This window comes from Shewanella sp. K8 (assembly GCF_028823715.1).
In the GTDB taxonomy this organism is placed as follows: Bacteria; Pseudomonadota; Gammaproteobacteria; order Enterobacterales; family Shewanellaceae; genus Shewanella; species Shewanella algae.
Map to the genome: position 1 here is coordinate 64,439 of NZ_JAPEHY010000016.1, position 16,931 is coordinate 81,369.

Sequence of the window (16,931 nt, forward strand, 5' to 3'; positions counted from 1 at the left end):
GATGACAAACCTCATCTATTGAGGTAGTTTGAACATTACTGATGGCTTATGCCGACAAGGCCTTAAGGAAGCAAGGCATCACCCAAGAGGAAGCAAGGATGGCAGCAGAACTGATCAAATCGTCAATGACTACAGTGCAGAACGGAGTGGCCAAAGCCGATGGCAAAATCTCCTTGACCGGCAATGAACTTAAGTTTGTGCCTTTCAATCAGCAACTGGGGCTGGGGCCCTACACACTCAAGCGTGATGATATCTGCGCGGTAGAAAAGTGTCTGGCTACTGGCGGCGGTATTTTCCCTATATCGGCAGATGCGCTGCGGGTCATTCTCAATGATGGCAAACGCTATGAGTTTATTCTGGCAGATACCTCAGAGTGGCTTACGCTGCTGTAATTTTATGCCTCTTTCGGTAAAAGCTGCATAGTCGGGAGCTGGGTATGAAAGTATTGGCAATGTCTCAAGCGCAATGGTACCTGTTGGAGCATGAAGGACAACTATATCTGGATGTGCTTTGCCGACATAACAACCGCTTTATGATCCAGCTCAATGGGCAAGAAATGGCGGAATATCGCCGTTCCGGTAATCTATTTCTCGAGCGACTGGCCCGTGATATTCAATATGCGGTACCTATCCTCAAGGGGGCTCGTTCCAGTTTCCAGGGGCGGGATCAGCGTCGTCAATTGGGGGAATTGGCCACCACAGCCGAATGTGAGTGGCTGGCGGCCAAAGAAGCTGAGCAGTGACCAGCTGAGAAACAGCCTCAAAAAAGAATTTTATAAGGAAAACCGTGCAAGCAGTATTTAAGCAAACCGAGGGCGATTACCTCGAAGCCGTTATTGAAGTGGCGGGGCAGTCGCTTACTGTGATGGATGAATTCGGTGGTGACAGCCTGACTTATGGTGAGATCATTGATATTGAGCTGAGCATCGGTATCGCCTGTGAACAGGAGGATCAAAACACCATGTTGGCCGGCAACCCGGAGGGGTTAAGGCAGCTGCAGCATATTCAGGGATGGAGCTACCGCGCATTTGGCACCATAACCGATATTACCCAAGGTGCTGTCATAGATGTCGGCCTATGTCGGCTGGAGGCACCTTTCGATAGCAATATTAGCGGCGAAAGCATCGCCTTCACCATTTTACGGCTCGATGCCAGGGCTGTACCAAGCTCAGACTGATGCCTTAAAGCTTGTCGCCGAGAGTTTTGCGATCGAATAGATATTGCGGACAAATATCGATACTGTCTCAGCGATTTTTGTGCTCTGTGTATAGCCGGTGCGTCTCTCGGGATTGCAATCATGCTATCAAAGGCCGCATAATCGGCAACGGGCTTATTCACGCCCCATGTCTAAGTGCCTGCTAAGGCTTTCAAATCAAGGTCACGGAAAACCCAAGATTTTGTGACAGTTATTCTGATAGGAAAAGGAATTTTACCTCAATGCTTCTGCAATCTTTTATCGACCATCTGCCACCCGGCGCAGATATCAAATCAGTATCGGCGCCAACTCTTGCCAAATATCAGGACCATTTGCCCGAGTGCTTATTGGAACTGTGGCAACAACATGGCTTTGGCCACTATGGTGATGGTTTAATCCAACTTATTGATCCGGATGAATACCTGGACAATCTCTGGGGCTGGCTGATGTTGGATGAAGACATGAGTCGCATCCCGTTCGCTATCAGCTGTTTTGGCGACATTTTTTATTATCGGCTCCTGAGCGATGAAGGGGATGAAGATATCGCCTTTATCGATCCCCACACTTCGCAGACAGATGTGCTCACCTGGAGCATGGAAGATTTCTTCAACGACTGGTGTTGTGACGATGAAGTGCAAGCCAGCTTCTTCAGGAAGAAGGATCTTCAGCAAGTCAGTGATCTGCAAGGTAAGCTGCAGCAGAACCAGATCTACTTTTACACCCCGGCACTGCGTCTCGGTGGTGAACCTGCCATTGATAAGACTCAAAGAGGCGATGCCAGGGTTCAGCTGGACTTACTACTGCAATTGGCACTTGAAGCCTAACTGCGAGAACAGGAGGAGAAATTGAACCGGGCAGCAGTCATAGTCTACTGGTTGGTCTGTTTGTACACGCTTGGCAAGCTGGTTTTGTCGGCGCACTGGGCCATGTTTATCGATTTCCCCTCCATGCTTGGCGTTATTGCGCCCGCCCTGGCTTGTTGGTTTACCCCTTTGGCTGCGACAAGGCGCGCCAAATTACGGGGTGCCATCAAAGTATGCTGGTTGGCCGCCGGGCTTATGTTTATTTACGGTTTGCTGCGGGTTTTGATGCAAAGCTTAGGCGGCGCCGAAACCATCATGGCCGGTTTGGGCGTGGCCTTGTTGCCGCTGTTTTACAGTTTAATCATTAACTTATTTGCCGCGCCATATCTGTTCTTTGGTGCCGCTCGGCAAGTGGGCTCCAATCAGGCTCTGAGCACAAAGCGGCATATTGGAGAAGCGAGCCAAGCAGAGTGAGTTCTTATGTTTGCCCATCTGTTTCGAAAACGAAAGATAAGGCAATATGCCCGTAAGCTATCCAGGGATTTGCTAAAGCATTATGGCAAGAAGAGATATTACTCCAGAAATCAGCTGGAAAGGGCCTTAATCAGACAAAAGCTCAGGCGTCCGGCCAGAGACGGTGACAGCAATGGCAAGATTTCGACCAACGAATATTATGCCTATGCCATGTACTGCTCACCGGCCGAGTTTTCCCGCATTTCGATGCAAACTTCCATCGCCCAAGGTTCCAGTGAGCCGGACTATGGGCAACTGAGAAGGGAAGCTGCGGAGGTTACCTTTGGCCGGCCACAGGATTTTTCTATCACGAGCCTGCATGATGCCAGCACAGACCATAGTGCAGCGGAAACCGCCGCTGTGGAACTAGGGTGTGATTCTGGCAGTGATTAAGCTGAAAGTGAGCGAGCTGGTCGTGGGCGCTTGGCCTTTGCTTCTGCGATGACCACTCCTGGCTGACAGGAGAGCTCCGGTCAGCACTGTAAATCGGGCAAAAGGGTTAGAAGCTTATACTCAGGGAGAGGGCAATGCCGGAACTATTGATCCAGCTTGTGCTGGGTTTTGCACTGCTGACGGGCGTTTTGGGCTGGTTTGCCTTGATGTTTGCCTCGCTTCCCGGCGCCGAGCTGCGTCGCAGTTTGTCTATGCGTCTGGTGCGACGGTTGTTTTACAGCTATCCCCTTTGGGTGTTGGTGCCGGTATATCAGCTTAAATACACCTTGGTGGCAAGTTCTGTGGATTTGCTTTGGGGGATAGTCCCAATGCTGCCTTTGTTGTTGGTCTGGTCGATATTCACCCTTCAGGGGCGGGAGCTTAAACGTCGGCAACAATCAAAAGTGGTATCAAAGCCCACGACCAAACAGGAGTAGAAGGGCAGCTAAACCAGAGGCTGCCAATGTCCAAGTAATACCCATGCCCATTGATACCCGCAACGAGTGGCCTAACAATCAAGGAGGTTTAGATGGTGACTATCGCCGAGCTGCAAGCTTTTATTAACTATGAGCTGCCACATAGCGGCATTGTGATTGAACATCTGGGAGATAAGTCGGCCGGAGTGCGTAAGCCGATAACTCAGGCGCACCTGCGCCCCGGTGGTACTGTCTCAGGGCCGACCATGATGGAGCTGGCGGATATTGCCATCTATGTCGCCTTGCTGGGGGAAATAGGCATAGTGCCGCTGGCGGTAACCACTAACCTGAATATCAACTTCCTGCGTAAACCCAGTGCCGAGTGTGACATTGTCGCCGATTGTAGGCTGCTGAAACTGGGTAAATCACTGGCGATTGCCGAGGTGTCTGTGTTTTCAAACGGACACAGCGACCTGGTGGCCCATGCCGTGGGCACTTATTCCATTCCGCCGGCGAGCTAGCCTCTAACCCCATTCAAAAACAGTTGTTTTCCTCCGCGCTGATAGAGATGTCGCATCATGCATATTCCTCCTGAAATCAATCTATTATCACCTTTTGCTGCGGACGAGCAGCCCATGGGACCCTATCCTTCATTGGGCTTTCTGCCTCTGTTCGATGCCGAGCTCGGCAACGGTGATTACTTTGGGCTCTATTGGCCCTTGGGCCGGGAGACAGAGGCGCCGATTGTCTGTGACATGTGGCACGATGAGGCCAAGTTGGTACCGGCCTGTTCCGGCGCCGGTAAATTTGTTGCCTGGCTCGAAGCCAACGACTGGGAGCGTGGCGATGAAGAGCCGCAAGACGCAGACTTTGCGCCAATGTTGGTTCAGAGCGCCAAGGCGTTTTTTCGTGGAGCAGAGAAGGGGCCAGCCAAGCAGGACGATATTGAGGCAGGCATTGTTTTACTGCAGCAGGCCTGCGAGCAACTGCCGGAAGTGGGTGACTATTGGTTTGCACTGGCATCACAGTTAAGGCGTTTGGAGCGAAATGAACTGGCGGCTCATGCTGCTCTACGGGCGTTTCACAGTAATTGGGCCTTCGGCATCCCCTCCGATGGCGTAATGAGAATGCTCAGCCAGGTGCAGTTGCAAACTTATCTTGAAGATGATCCCTTCATCCGCCGGCTCGATGGCTTTAAGCCGGGATTCGGCGGTGAAAAGCATAACGACAACTATCCCATCATGCTGGCGGCATCCAGGGAGTATCTGCAGGCTGGCCAAGTGCTGCCTGGATTGATGCTGTATCAAAACTATGCCTATTCCATGTACTTTGAGACTCAGGCCTTTCAAGAACGCTATGGGTTTGAGCTTACCCGTTGGCAAAGCGAGTTTTCCGCCTTGTGTTTAACGCACTTAGGGGATGATCGCCGCGTGAGACTCAGTCATGAAACGGCTTGGAAGCCGTAACCCTTGGTCAAAGGGGCTTCAATAAAATTAAAAAGGCTCCCTTGGGAGCCTTTTGGCTTATCTAAGACTAAAACTGGTAGGTGACAGAGACCCCAAAGTTACGGGGATCGACTATCGCCGCATAGCCATCAGGGTAGTTACGGGCTGCCGGAGAGCGGCTCAACACGGCTTTCTCATCAAAGGCGTTGTTGACGAAGGCGTTGAAGATCCAGTTGTCTGTCTCATAATTGAGCGACATACGTGCCAGCACATAGTCACCGGCAACTCGTTCCTCTGTGTTCTCAAAGTCACCATAGTACTCACCGACATAGTTGGCGGAGACACTGAAGGTAAGCTGATCTGTCAGCCAATACTGGGCACCGAGATTGGCGGTCATTGAGGGGGCCGAATCCAGTTCATTGCCCTTGGCAGAGGCATATCCTTCTCCAGGTTCCTTGATTTCCGAACTCAACAGCCCAAGGCCGCCGTGCAGGCGCAGATCCCGGGTCACCATGGCTGAGGCTTCAAACTCAGCACCATAGGTAATCACCTTGTCCATGTTGATAACCCGTCTGGCAGAACCTGTGGCCTGATATCCGTCGTAGTCGTTGTAGAACAGGTTGGCGCTCAGGTTGATATTACCGCCATCCAGGCTGGTTCTCAGCCCAAGTTCATAGGCGTTAACGTACTCTTCATCGTAGAAGTAGAACTCATTCTCCGGAAAGCCTATCGCCGCACCGGCGGCGTTGTAACCACGGCGACCGCTTAAGGAGACTGTGGTCTCGGCATTGATATCGTATTGCAGCACCAGCTTGGGCAACTTGATGGTCTTGCTGTTGTCCAGGGTATCTTCTATGGGCGTTTGCGGCTGCTTCATCCAGAAATTACGTAGCTGCGATTCCCGTTCGACCCGGCCTCCGGCGGTGATCCTGAAGTCATCGGTGAAGTTATAGGTAAATTCGCCGAAAACCGCTTTGGAGTCACTATTGTCGTCGCCGCGATAAACCGAACCGCCGATACTGTTGAAGTCTTGATCGCGCTTGAAATAGTAGAGGCCGATAAAGCCGCTGTAGAGTTCGCTGTTAAGGCCAAAATGCAGCTTGGTTTCAGCCGTGGTGTTGGACTCCTCCATACTCACCACTTGCTCGGTAGCAGGATCCTTGTCATAGGTATCCATCACCCAGTTGTAGTTCATTCTGGCCAGCAAGAAGTCGACCGAGAAATTGTCACTGATCCTGTAGTCCAGCTTGATGCTGCCGGTATCGGATTCAGTGTCCATGTTTCTGGGATTGATGGGCTGATACTTCCAGGGATCGTCACCACTGAAGTACTGCCGTCCCGTATTGCCGCGCTCATGGTTTTTGGAATAGCTGAGCATGGCCTTGAGGCCGTCAATGGCAGCGGGCTCCCACAGGAGTTTGGCTCTTATTCTGTCTGTGTTGAGCTTATTCAGATCAAAGCCAGGCGGGTTAGCTTCATGGATAACAGGGTTGGCGTAAGTTTCACCATCGGTATGCTGCGCCGACAGGCGAAAGGCCAGCTCATCTTCAATCAAAGGGCCGGAGATAGCGGCGGCCGAGTCTATATATTGGCTCTCACTGCGATAACCCACACGAGCGGCACCCTGCCAGTCAAAAGTCGGATCCTTGGTCTTGATAAACATGGCGCCGCCTATGCTGTTGCGGCCATTGCTGGTGGATTGGGGACCACGAAACACTTCAATCTGCTCTATGTCCCACATGCCGGTATCGCCGGTCAAATCCGCCATAAAAGGTTCTGCCACTCCATCGGTTATGGTCGATACCCGGGTCTTGGCGCCGCCGGAAACCCCACTAAAGCCGGTGGCGGCTCCGTTACCGGAAACCCCGCGGATATTGGGCATCTGCCCGGACAGCACTACCAGGTTGGGGATTTCAGAGATGGCGTCATGCACCGACAGGTATTGCAGCGTCTTAAGCTGCTCTTCGGTGATGACAGATACAGATGAACTCACGTCTTTCAATGATTTCTCTGTCTTTTCCCCCAAAACGACAATTTTTTCGATTGATTGATTTCCGCGCTCGACAGCATCGTCGGCAAAGGCCGGTGATGCCAGCATAGCGAGCAGCAGGGCGTTGAGCTTAAACTTGTAGCTAGGCATGAGTATCTGTCCTGATTAACAAATGAAGCGATTGAGAAAATAAGCTTTAAGTGGGGGGCAAATTTATATTGTTACAAATATGAGTGCAAGTGATAATTGTTATCATTTAATAAATTGTGATCGAATGCAGGGAAATCTTTTGTAAAAGGGACAAATTGGATACACGAAATAAGTCTGTGATGAAACTGCAGTTTTTAGGGCTGGCATCTGAGTGCGCTTAAGGTAAGTTGCTCGGGCACGTTCGATGGCTTGGATCAAAGGGGGCGCTCTATATCTCAGTCAGACTGGAATCAATATGACTTTGGCCGTTGGAAGCCGCTGCCGCCCAATGCTCAGCGGCTAAAGACTTCAAAGGGCTAGTTAGCGTTGGTTATTGCGCCGGCTTTGGATCTGCAGCGACAAGAGTTGCCAATGAGGCGTCAGGTAACGGGCGAACATTCTTTGTGCCAGGCGCTGCTTCAATCTTTGCCAAAGACCGGGAGGAGTAGCGAGCTGCAACATAATACTCTCCTTGAGCCACTGCTCATCGAAACCGGCCCATTCGCCACAGACATCGAATAGATTGGGGCCACACACAGGGGCAACTTCGCGGTAGAGAATATGCTCCAGTTCCGGCAGGGAATAGGGTGAAAGTGCACATACTCGGGTGATGCCGGGGTAGTGCAGGGCGACATCTGTATCAAGAAACAAGTCCGACAGTGCGCTCCATACCGCCTGGCGGGTGTGGAGCGTTTCTGCGTCTTCAAGCATGATCTGTGCGGGGGATTCAGCCATAGGGTCCTTCCTTTGGGGCTGCAGTCTGTGCCGTGAGGTTAACCAAAGCGGCAATCGACATCAAGTGTTGGCTGCCTGTGGTTCGCGGCGCCAACTCAGACTCATGGCGAGGAGCAAAGCCATCAGCGCCAGCAAGGCCCCGGCCAACGGAAGCTCTTTCAGTCCTGTGCCCAATGCCAGCAGAGTCCCGGCAATCCAGGCACCGAGGGCATTCCCCAGATTAAAGGCACTTTGGTTAAAGGTTGACGCTAACAAAGGCGCCTTGGCGGCACTCTTGACCACTAACATCTGCAGCATGGGGCAAAGCGCAAAGCCGACAACTGACCACAGCATCAGCAGCGGCACGGTTAACAGCAAGCTGCCGAGGCAAAAATGCAACAGGGTTAGAATGCCAATCAACGCCAGACTCAGGAATGTGAGCGAGGGCAGAAGTTTTCTGTCGCCGAGAAAGCCGCCAAGCAAACTGCCAAGAGACAATCCCAACCCCAAGGCAAACAGTACCAAAGTGATCTCCTTGGGAGAGGCGCCGCTAACTTGTCCCAAGGTTGGGGCAATATAAGTGAAAACACTGAAGAGGCTGGCGTTGGCCACCACGGATAAGGCCAGGCCGCTGAGGACTTTGCGGTTCTTTAGTACCTTGAGTTCATCTTTAAACCTTACCTTTTGCTGAACCAGATTGGCCGGCAGGTAAAACCACAACGCAACGAGTGCCAACAATCCTATTGCGGCAACTCCCCAAAAGGCGCTGCGCCAACCCAGTGCCTGACCTATGGCTGTACCCAGGGGCACTCCCAGGATATTGGCCAGGGTAACGCCCATAAAGACCAACGCAATGGCTTGGGTCCGTTTTTCCGGCCGGGACAAATCGGCAGCCACTATGGAAGCCAAACCAAAAAACGTGCCATGACATAAAGCGCTCAGTACGCGAGCCAGCATCAAGGTTTCATAGCCATCGGCCAAGGCGCAGCAAAGGTTACCGCCAATAAACAGTAACATAAGCCCGAGTAGGGTGCGCTTGCGGGGGATCCGGGCAGTAGCCATCGCCAGTACAGGGCCACCGAATACTACGCCAAGGGCGTAGAAGGTCACCAACAGGCCGGCCTGAGGCAAGCTGACATTGAGTGACCCGGCGACTTCGGGCATTAAACCCATAATGATAAATTCGCTGGTTCCGATGGCGAAACTGGCGAGAGTCAACGCAAGAATAGCCAGTGGCATCTTGACTCCTGTGGATAGTGGCAAGCGACGAAAGATAGTGCTGTAGTCATAGTTCAGAAATAATTCAGCAAATGCGATTTTACGACCCGTCTGTGCTGCCACGCTCATGAAAACTTGTTATGGGGCTATGCCATGCGGGAATTGCGGGGTGGGGGGCACCTTTGAAGCGACACAAGCGGGCTGCGCTTATGTCAGGGCCGGGGAATATTTTGATAAGGGTTAAAGCGATAAAAAAGGACCAGCATTGAGCCAGTCCTTATTAAGGGGGGGTAACGGGTTATTTACGAACCCACTTGCCGGAAGCATCCTGCACTATATGGCCTTTGTCGGCGGCAGCAATCGCCTTGGCGCCGGCGAGTTTGGCAACATCATCCACGGAAATCCCGTTTTGACGGGCGATTTTTTCATAATGTGCCCGGCGTTTGGCATTGACATCCTTAACCAGTGCCGTCACCTCGGCGCTGGATTTGACCACGCCCAAATAGCCGTTTTGCTGTTCACCCACCAACCCTTGGCTCTTGGCGTCCTGCAAACCTATGGCAAAGACGCAAAAACTCATCAACAGGGCGGCAGTCAGGGTCATCAACTTGGTTTTCATCTGTGTTTTCCTTTCGCGAATTCTGGCACCTTAGAAGAGTTCATCATTGGTCAGCAGCTGATCCAACTCTTTATCGACCTTAATGCGAATTTCATGTTCGATTTTCACATTCAGGTTGATAACGATTGGCTTATCCGGTGGCTCAATCTTGACCGTTGGGGTACAACCCGACGCCAGCAGCAAGGCTGCAGCCAGCGGCAGCAGAAATTTAATCTGTTTCACATTCATGTCCTTTTGTGTCCTCACTGCATGGAAGCTTCAATTTGGGTTTGAAGCTTGTCACCTATGGTCAGACTCCTGAGGAGCTGCAGCATGTTCTCCTCATGAGAGTAGTTCAAGTGGATAGGGCGTTCAATCCCCTCGGCCTTACCTTTTACTTCAACCTTGAGCCAGGCCTCACCATCCGGTGCCATATCGTAAGTGCTGGCCAGGGTAGAATATTGCAAGTGTTCGAGGGTGGAAAAGGCAAAGTCCAGATAGGGTTGCCCAGCACGCATTTGAGCTACAGCCGGATTATTGCCGACCTTGATAAGTCCGCCTGGGGCACGGGCCGCCAGGCGGCCGCCTTTGACCGACACCTGGCCGTCGGTAATAAATACCGGCAAGACACCATCGAAAATACCGTCGGCGTAGATGCCTTCCTGAGGTTGGATGGCCAACAGTTCTTCCAGGCTCAGGCCCTGCAACACCAAATAGGCATTGGATGGCGCGTTGAGCCGCAAGCGGAAGCTGGGCAGCAGCATTTGTCCCTTGAGTAACTCGCCTTGGCCGCGCACCTGAATATCGGCATCCCGAAACCCGGGCAACAGCTTGGCTTGAGTGCTTTGGTTGCTGTCGAGTTCAGGGGTCAGGCTGAGCTGGCCTTCTAAACCCAGGTTGGTCAACAGCACTCCGGGGTTGAAGGCCTGTACCGAAGCCTTGAGCTGCTGACAGTTGAGTTCGGCCTCTGCCGGCGCCTTGGTTTCCTTGTCAAGGGTCAAACGGCACAATGCTGACAGGTTGGCGCCGTCAAATGGTAACTGACTGATACTGCCGGAGAGATCCGACAGCAGCGGGTTGAAATCCAGTTGCAATTGCAACGCTCGTCCAAGCCCTTCGAGCTTGAGGTCGGCAATCATATGGGTCTCGCCCCTGAGTACCAACTCAGGAGGCAAGGGCAGGTTCTTGGCCGCCAGCGCCTTGATATCCGCGAGATCCGTATCCAGGGTCCAGCGACTGTTCAAGCGGTAGCCAAGCGGATCTTTGGCCCGCTTGGGCCAGATGGGCATAAAGTCGTGGCGGCTGTGAAGCGGGATATTATCCAGTTGCCAGTTTTCTTCACTGATAAGACGGTTATCCTGCCAGTCAATGGTTTGGCTGAAGCTGCCATAGCCCAGATTGAGCAGGGTTTCGGTGCGAGGGCCGAGCTTGGTATGCCGGGTTTGGCTTAAGTTGAGCCCATCGAAGGCCAGATTCAGACGACTGGCAAAACGCTCATCCAAGAGTTGGCTCAAGAGTGGCAAGTGCCGTTTTTGATTTAGGTTGGCATCCAGGGTTCGACTGAGCCCGGGGCTCAGGAGCGAGGTTTGGGCAATCGACAGTGCCAGCGGCCCGCTTTTAGCCTGCAATTCACCCAGCTGGCTGCTGACCGCGGGCAAAGACAGCTTAAGTTTGCCTTGGTTGAAGCTGCCACTGAGCGGGTCCAGCAGTGACAACTTAAAGCCCGAGAGTTGGATACTTTTATCCTCTATACCGGCTTGAATGGCGCCAGTGCTGAACCCGGGATTGGCCGCGAGGCTGAAGTTCAGTTGTTGCCCTTCGCTTGTCGGCTCCAGTGCCAGCTTACCGCTAAGCGCCATTGATGCGCCCTTATTGAGTGAGGCGCCCTCATTGAGTTGCAATTCAGCAGCAGCCGACTGCCAACGAAAACCGCTCGGCAGGGAGGCTTCAAGGCGCCAGTCTGTGCTTGCTTGTTCCAGTGGCAACTGCTCAAGGCTGAGTTGCAGCCCTTGAATGGCCTGTTGCAGCGCCAGTTCGAGTCGCTGCTCGGCCGACAAGGGCTTTGAGTTTGGTGAGCTTGAGCCTGATGAGCCAGAGCTTGATAAACCAGAGCTTGAGAAGCCAGAGCTTGATAAACCAGAGCCCGGCGAATTTAACCCTTGAGGCTTGGCGCTTTGCGGCAAAGAAACAGAAGTGTCTCGCTGTGCTCCTGTGGCCTTTGGCAGTTGCAATTGCAGGTTTTCAAGGGTCAGCAGCAAACTCGGCCGCTCGCCACTACTGAGCGCTGCCGGGCTCAGTTTCGCAACACTTGGCCGATTAATTGGCGTACCGAACGACGCTTGCTGCTTCTCTGTCATCAGGGCAGGCAGTAGCGGCCGCACTGTCAGACTCGGCAGCGACACTCGCATGGATGTCTCATTGCCTTTTGTATCATTGTCCTTGGCGGGTTTGAGCTCGGCGTCGAGGCCCTGATCAAGCGCCAGCTCAATTGCGGCGATAAGGGGTTTTACTTGTTTTTTTTCAGCTGGCTCTTGCGCCAAGACTTGCTGCAGCTGCGCCAATTGCGATTCGAGTTCCGCGGCCTTGGTTGCTGATGTTTGTGCGGATGTGGATGTTGCTGCGAGCAAGGCAAGCAGCGCTTGGCGCTGAGCCGGAGTGGTTGAAAGCGTAAGTCTCAGCGGCGCCAGCTCAAAAATCTGCTCGCTGGTGGAGCCCGAAAAGCGAAAGCGCAACCCCGCGCCATCACTATCCTTAACCTCAGCCTCAGCCTCAGCCTTGGCACTGAAACTGGCAGCAGCGTTGGAACTTGGGCACAGAGGGCTATCGGTCAATGAATTGTGTGCCTTAGCTTCCAGAGGCAGCGGCGTTATCTCAAGCGCCACTTGCTCGAGTCCTGGCATGGCAATAGTCGGCGCCGACCAGCAATGGCGCGAGTCTATGTTGCCTTGGGTCAAATCCAGAGTCAGTTGCGAGAAGAGATCTCCGCCAAGGCTCGGCATCAGCTCGACATTCAATATTTCATCAAGTTTAAAGGCACTGATGAGGGGCGCTGCGGTCGGGTCCTGCTCAACACTTGCCAGCGCCTGTTGCAGCGCTTTGAGATGCAGATGACTGGTCAATCGCCAGGCGGGGGCGCCGTTGGCGAGTTTGGCTTTCAAGTCGGCGGTTAATGCCAGCAGGGGCGTCTCTTGTCTTGTTTGAGTTCCTGAATGAGCCTCTTGTTGCCCTCCTTGTAACCAGGTGGCCAGCTCAGTGACCAGTTGCCCGGAAGGGCTGAGCTGCAACTTTTGCAGCAGCAGAGTAAAGCTTGGGGTTTTACCTGCCTTATCCAAGGTCAGCGACGTATTGGGCGTATCGGATACGCCCGCCTTGGGTTGCAGGCTTATTCGGGTCGGCCCCAGGGCTATTTCGGGCACAGAGTTCAAGTCCAGCGCCAGACTCTGACCGCCAGCATCACCGCCGGGCAAGAGTAGCGCAGGCGTCAAACTAAAACCGGCGTCTCGATAGCTGACTTTTTGAAGTTGCGCCATCAACCAGTCGGTGGAGCCAGGCGGCGTCGATGCCTCGCCTGTCAGCAATTGCCAAATCCGTTTTGCACTGACAGGCGATTTGAGCTGGAGCCTGAGTTGATGAAACTCAAGCTCGCTGCCCTGGTAATCAAGCTTAAGATAATCGAAGCTTAGTCTGTCCCAGCCTTCAGGCGCCAGGCGCAACTCGTCGATACGAATATCTTGCGCAGCCAGATATTGATTGAGATGCGGCAGCAGCCAATGCGGCCTTTCATACAGGGACCAAGCCAGCCCCATCAGCAGGGCACCCGGAAGCAGCACCAGCAGAAGCAACAGGCCAACAGCCCATACCGTCAGGCGTTTCTTGCTTGGGAGTCGATACCTCATTGGTGTTTCCCGGCCTTGGCCGCTCACTCCTGCCAGCGGATTTCTGTGGTCAGAGTGTGGCTCTGTTTGGGGCCTAGCACCAGTTTATCTTCCAGCACATTGGCGGCTTCCAGGCAGACCATGGACAGGTAATCCTGCTCTTGGAAACGGGCCAGCCGCTTGGACTTGTCTATCCAGGGATTCCAAAGTACTGCCGAGTGGCTCTGCTCACGGCTGACAAGAATCGTGCCGTTGGGGGTATGCAGCTTTTGCAGCTCGGACAAGCCGGTGTAAACCCGGTCGGTCTCGCGCTCAAAGCGCACTTCGTCCTCGACTTGTGCATATGGGCCTTCACCAAACTCGATATATTGGCTGCCGGCAAAGCCTGTGGCGCGCAGCTGGTGGATATCGCCGATGGGGAAATAAGTGTGCAGTGCCTGGGTCAGCGTCACGCTCTGCTCACCCAAGTTACGGTTAATCAGGCTGACCCTGAGGCTGTCGCTGAGGACAAAGTCCAGTCGCACCTCGGTATCGTGGGGCCAGTAACCTTTGTCCTCGTCGCTGAGTTTAAGGACAAAGCTCAGCTCTACCCGTTCATTACTGATATGAGTTCGCTCAAGTTGCCACAGCCGGGTGCGGGCAAAGCCATGCTGGGGCCAGCCCTCATTGGCATGCATGCCAAACCAGGGCCAGCAGACGGGAATACCGCCGCGAATACCACTGCCCGGCAGATAGTCATCGGCAGGAGAAACCCACAGCAGCGGCGCCTTGCCCTTGGGCACAAAGCTGTCTATCTGGGCACCCTGTAAAAAAATACGGCCGTAGCAGAGTGGGGTATCGATTTCGATATAGTCCAGACCATTGGGGTGTTTGCGGGTGTTGACGCTGGCCATGCAGGATTCCTTTAGCGGGCGAACAGGATAATGCCCCTAGCTTACAAAGTTTTACAGCCCGAGATAAGGGGCTGTTCAAGCGAATTTACGCAGAGCGCTGTTCTTGTATTCAAAAAAAGTGATATAAAACTGGTCAGAGGTGCTGAGTTTTTACTCAGAATTGGCTAAGGTGAGACATCAATCACAGGGAAAAGGAAATAAGCATATGGCAAGTTATCAGCCGCCGATGCGGGATTACCGCTTTATTCTTGAACAGTTACTGGATATTTATCAGCAGCCAAAGCTGCAGGGGTTCGATGAAATCGACCCTGAGTTGGTCAATGCCATTCTCGAAGGCATGGCCGATTTCAGCACTGGGGTGATGCTACCGCTCAACAGTGTCGGCGATCTGCAGGGCTGTCGTCTGGAAGCAGACGGGGTGAAAACCGCCGAGGGCTTTATCGATGCCTACCGCCAGTATGTGGATAACGGCTGGCCAACGCTGACCTGTGATCCCGAGTTCGGCGGCCAGGGCCTGCCGGAAGTGGTGGGTATCTTTGCCACCGAAATGCAGACCTCCTCCAACATGGCCTTTGCCATGTATCCCGGGCTGACCCACGGTGCTTACAGCGCCATCTTTGCCCATGGCTCCGAGGCGCTGAAGGCCAAATATCTGCCCAAACTGGTGAGCGGCGAGTGGACCGGCACCATGAATCTGACCGAATCCCATGCCGGTACCGATCTGGCGCTGCTGCGCACCAAGGCCGAGCCCAGCACTGACGGCTGCTATCTTGTCAGCGGTGAGAAAATCTTTATCTCCAGTGGCGATCACGATCTGGCCGAAAATATAGTGCACCTGGTCTTGGCCAGGTTGCCCGATGCCCCGGCCGGAGTGAAGGGGATCAGTTTGTTCGCCGTGCCCAAGTATTGGGTCAAGGAAGATGGCAGCCTGGGCGAGGCCAACAATGTTAAGGCCAGCGGCCTCGAGCATAAGATGGGCATTCACGGCAATTCCACTTGTGTGATGTTGTTCGACGGCGCCAAAGGCGAGTTGGTGGGCGAACCCCATCAAGGCCTCAGAGCCATGTTCACCATGATGAATCAGGCGCGCATGGGCGTTGGGGTTCAGGGGCTGGGCGTCTCTGAAATCGCTTATCAGAACGCGCTGGCCTACGCCAGAGAGCGGGTTCAGGGAAGGGCACTGTCCGGTACCAAGGCGCCGGAGCAAAATGCCGATCCTATTCTGGTGCACGGTGATGTGCGGCGGATGCTGTTGTCGCAAAAAGTCTTCAATGAGGGCGCCCGCGCCCTTATCGGCCAGCAGGCGCTGTGGCTCGATGAAGCCGAGCGCCATCAGGATGCCGAACAAAAGGCCAGAGCCAAGGCGTTGGCGGCGCTGTTTACTCCTGTGGTCAAGGGCTTTATCACAGATAGAGGCTTCAGCGCCTGTGTCGATGCCCAGCAGGTGTTTGGCGGCCATGGTTATATCCATGAGTGGGGGATGGAGCAGTTTGTCCGTGATGCCCGTATCGCGATGATTTATGAAGGTACCAATGGCGTGCAGGCGCTGGATCTGGTGGGGCGTAAGCTGATGGGTGACAAGGGCGCGGCGCTGAAACTCTGGGCCGCAGAGGTGGAGGCCTTTATCGAAGGCGCCAAACCCAAGGCCGCTCAAGATCCCAGGTTTGCCAAGGTGCTCGAAGGTTTGGGCCAGGCGGCAACGGATCTGCAGCGCGGCACTCAGAGCCTGATGGAGTTGGCGATGAAAAATCCCGACAACCTGGGCGCGGCCTCCATGCCTTATATGCAGCTGTTTGGCACAGCTGCGCTGGCGTGGATCTGGGCGCGGATGGCCGAGCTGGCGCTCGATGGGCTGGCTGATGATGCCGACGGTTTCTATGCCGGCAAACTGGCCTCAGCGGCTTTCTTTATGGACTACTATGTCAGCAGCGCCAGTGGCTATCGGCGTCAAATCGCCGCGGCCAGTGAATCCATCATGGCCTTCGACGACAGTTACTTCGGCTAAGCTTCAATACCAAAGGGTCGGTGCAACCGGCCCTTTTTTGTGGTACACCAATAGCTTCCAAGCCAATCGGTTCGTCAGTATGGAGTGACAAGATGGATCTGAATTACGACAACAACAATATTTTCGCTCGCATTCTTCGCGGCGAGTTGCCCTGTATCAAACTCTATGAAGACGAGCATACTCTGTCTTTCATGGATATCATGCCGCAAACCAAGGGCCACTTATTGGTGTTGCCCAAAGAGCCGGCAGTGACCCTGTATCAGTTGTCTGATGAAGCGGCGGCGGCCTGCATGCGTACCGTCAAACTGATGGGCAAGGCAGTGGAAAAGGCCATGGGGATCCCGGGCTCCACTGTGTTCCAACACAACGGCAGCGCCGCCGGTCAGAGTGTGCCCCATGTACATTTCCATGTGCTGCTCGGCCCGCTTAAAGGCCTGATGGAGCACGCGGCCCATCAGGGGGATATGGATGAGCTGCACACCATAGCCGACAGAATTCGCGCCTGTATCGAATCTTGAGTTGTTCCCCCCAAACAACCGCCTCTTGGCGGTTGTTTGCTATTAGTGCCATCTGAAGCGGGATTGGTTTTAGCGGCATAAAATCTCAATCAGCTTAAAGTCTGTTTGCCGTTGATAAGCAAAGAGAG

18 protein-coding genes are annotated in these 16,931 nt (G+C 53.7%); 11 read left to right on the top strand and 7 right to left on the bottom strand.

Going from position 1 to position 16,931, the window contains the following annotated elements:
* Positions 1-98: 98 nt before the first annotated feature.
* The 9 genes from ON072_RS10545 to ON072_RS10585 all read left to right on the top strand — a co-directional run bounded on the left by ON072_RS10545 (position 99) and on the right by ON072_RS10585 (position 4,824).
* Complete coding sequence (locus tag ON072_RS10545) at positions 99-392, top strand: hypothetical protein (protein WP_025889069.1); 294 nt, start codon at positions 99-101, stop codon at positions 390-392.
* Between the two features lie 44 nt (positions 393-436).
* The gene (locus ON072_RS10550) at positions 437-742 is read left to right on the top strand and encodes a hypothetical protein (protein WP_045283390.1); all 306 of its coding nucleotides are present in this window, start codon (positions 437-439) and stop codon (positions 740-742) included.
* A 44-nt stretch (positions 743-786) separates the two neighbouring features.
* Entirely contained in the window at positions 787-1,176 is a 390-nt protein-coding gene (locus ON072_RS10555) for a hypothetical protein (protein ID WP_109247579.1), read from the top strand.
* A 260-nt stretch (positions 1,177-1,436) separates the two neighbouring features.
* On the top strand, positions 1,437-2,018 hold the full coding sequence (locus ON072_RS10560) for a GAD-like domain-containing protein (protein WP_025010481.1): 582 nt from the start codon (positions 1,437-1,439) through the stop codon (positions 2,016-2,018).
* Between the two features lie 21 nt (positions 2,019-2,039).
* Positions 2,040-2,471, top strand: coding sequence for a hypothetical protein (locus ON072_RS10565; RefSeq protein ID WP_071238403.1), 432 nt, complete (start codon positions 2,040-2,042; stop codon positions 2,469-2,471).
* Between the two features lie 6 nt (positions 2,472-2,477).
* Positions 2,478-2,903, top strand: a complete 426-nt coding sequence (locus ON072_RS10570) for a DUF6559 family protein (protein ID WP_096141227.1) — start codon at positions 2,478-2,480, stop codon at positions 2,901-2,903.
* A 134-nt stretch (positions 2,904-3,037) separates the two neighbouring features.
* Complete coding sequence (locus tag ON072_RS10575; protein ID WP_261752441.1) at positions 3,038-3,379, top strand: hypothetical protein; 342 nt, start codon at positions 3,038-3,040, stop codon at positions 3,377-3,379.
* Between the two features lie 92 nt (positions 3,380-3,471).
* Entirely contained in the window at positions 3,472-3,879 is a 408-nt protein-coding gene (locus tag ON072_RS10580; protein WP_261752442.1) for a PaaI family thioesterase, read from the top strand.
* 57 nt (positions 3,880-3,936) lie between these two features.
* Positions 3,937-4,824 (top strand): tetratricopeptide repeat-containing protein, encoded by an 888-nt coding sequence (locus ON072_RS10585; RefSeq protein WP_261752443.1) that lies wholly within the window; start codon positions 3,937-3,939, stop codon positions 4,822-4,824.
* A 67-nt stretch (positions 4,825-4,891) separates the two neighbouring features.
* Here ON072_RS10585 and ON072_RS10590 read toward each other — a convergent pair whose 3' ends face one another.
* The 7 genes from ON072_RS10590 to ON072_RS10620 all read right to left on the bottom strand — a co-directional run bounded on the left by ON072_RS10590 (position 4,892) and on the right by ON072_RS10620 (position 14,280).
* Positions 4,892-6,943: a TonB-dependent receptor gene (locus ON072_RS10590; RefSeq protein ID WP_117200615.1), complete on the bottom strand. Its 2,052-nt coding sequence runs from the start codon at positions 6,941-6,943 to the stop codon at positions 4,892-4,894.
* A 360-nt stretch (positions 6,944-7,303) separates the two neighbouring features.
* A complete protein-coding gene (locus ON072_RS10595; RefSeq protein ID WP_107004668.1) occupies positions 7,304-7,717 on the bottom strand; it encodes a DUF7079 family protein in 414 nt (137 codons plus the stop codon).
* Between the two features lie 60 nt (positions 7,718-7,777).
* Positions 7,778-8,935, bottom strand: a complete 1,158-nt coding sequence (locus tag ON072_RS10600; RefSeq protein ID WP_107004669.1) for an MFS transporter — start codon at positions 8,933-8,935, stop codon at positions 7,778-7,780.
* A gap of 277 nt (positions 8,936-9,212) precedes the next feature.
* On the bottom strand, positions 9,213-9,533 hold the full coding sequence (locus ON072_RS10605) for a YdbL family protein (protein ID WP_039033385.1): 321 nt from the start codon (positions 9,531-9,533) through the stop codon (positions 9,213-9,215).
* A 30-nt stretch (positions 9,534-9,563) separates the two neighbouring features.
* Complete coding sequence (locus ON072_RS10610) at positions 9,564-9,755, bottom strand: YnbE family lipoprotein (protein ID WP_037475381.1); 192 nt, start codon at positions 9,753-9,755, stop codon at positions 9,564-9,566.
* 20 nt (positions 9,756-9,775) lie between these two features.
* Positions 9,776-13,408 (bottom strand): YdbH domain-containing protein, encoded by a 3,633-nt coding sequence (locus tag ON072_RS10615; RefSeq protein ID WP_274626049.1) that lies wholly within the window; start codon positions 13,406-13,408, stop codon positions 9,776-9,778.
* Positions 13,409-13,431: 23 nt separating this feature from the next.
* Complete coding sequence (locus tag ON072_RS10620) at positions 13,432-14,280, bottom strand: D-hexose-6-phosphate mutarotase (RefSeq protein ID WP_107111192.1); 849 nt, start codon at positions 14,278-14,280, stop codon at positions 13,432-13,434.
* 205 nt (positions 14,281-14,485) lie between these two features.
* On the opposite strand from ON072_RS10620, the gene ON072_RS10625 reads away from it, so the two are divergent.
* Both ON072_RS10625 and ON072_RS10630 read left to right on the top strand, forming a co-directional pair.
* Entirely contained in the window at positions 14,486-16,285 is a 1,800-nt protein-coding gene (locus ON072_RS10625) for an acyl-CoA dehydrogenase C-terminal domain-containing protein (RefSeq protein ID WP_261752445.1), read from the top strand.
* A gap of 92 nt (positions 16,286-16,377) precedes the next feature.
* Positions 16,378-16,803, top strand: coding sequence for an HIT family protein (locus ON072_RS10630; RefSeq protein ID WP_261752446.1), 426 nt, complete (start codon positions 16,378-16,380; stop codon positions 16,801-16,803).
* The last annotated feature ends 128 nt before the right edge of the window (positions 16,804-16,931 follow it).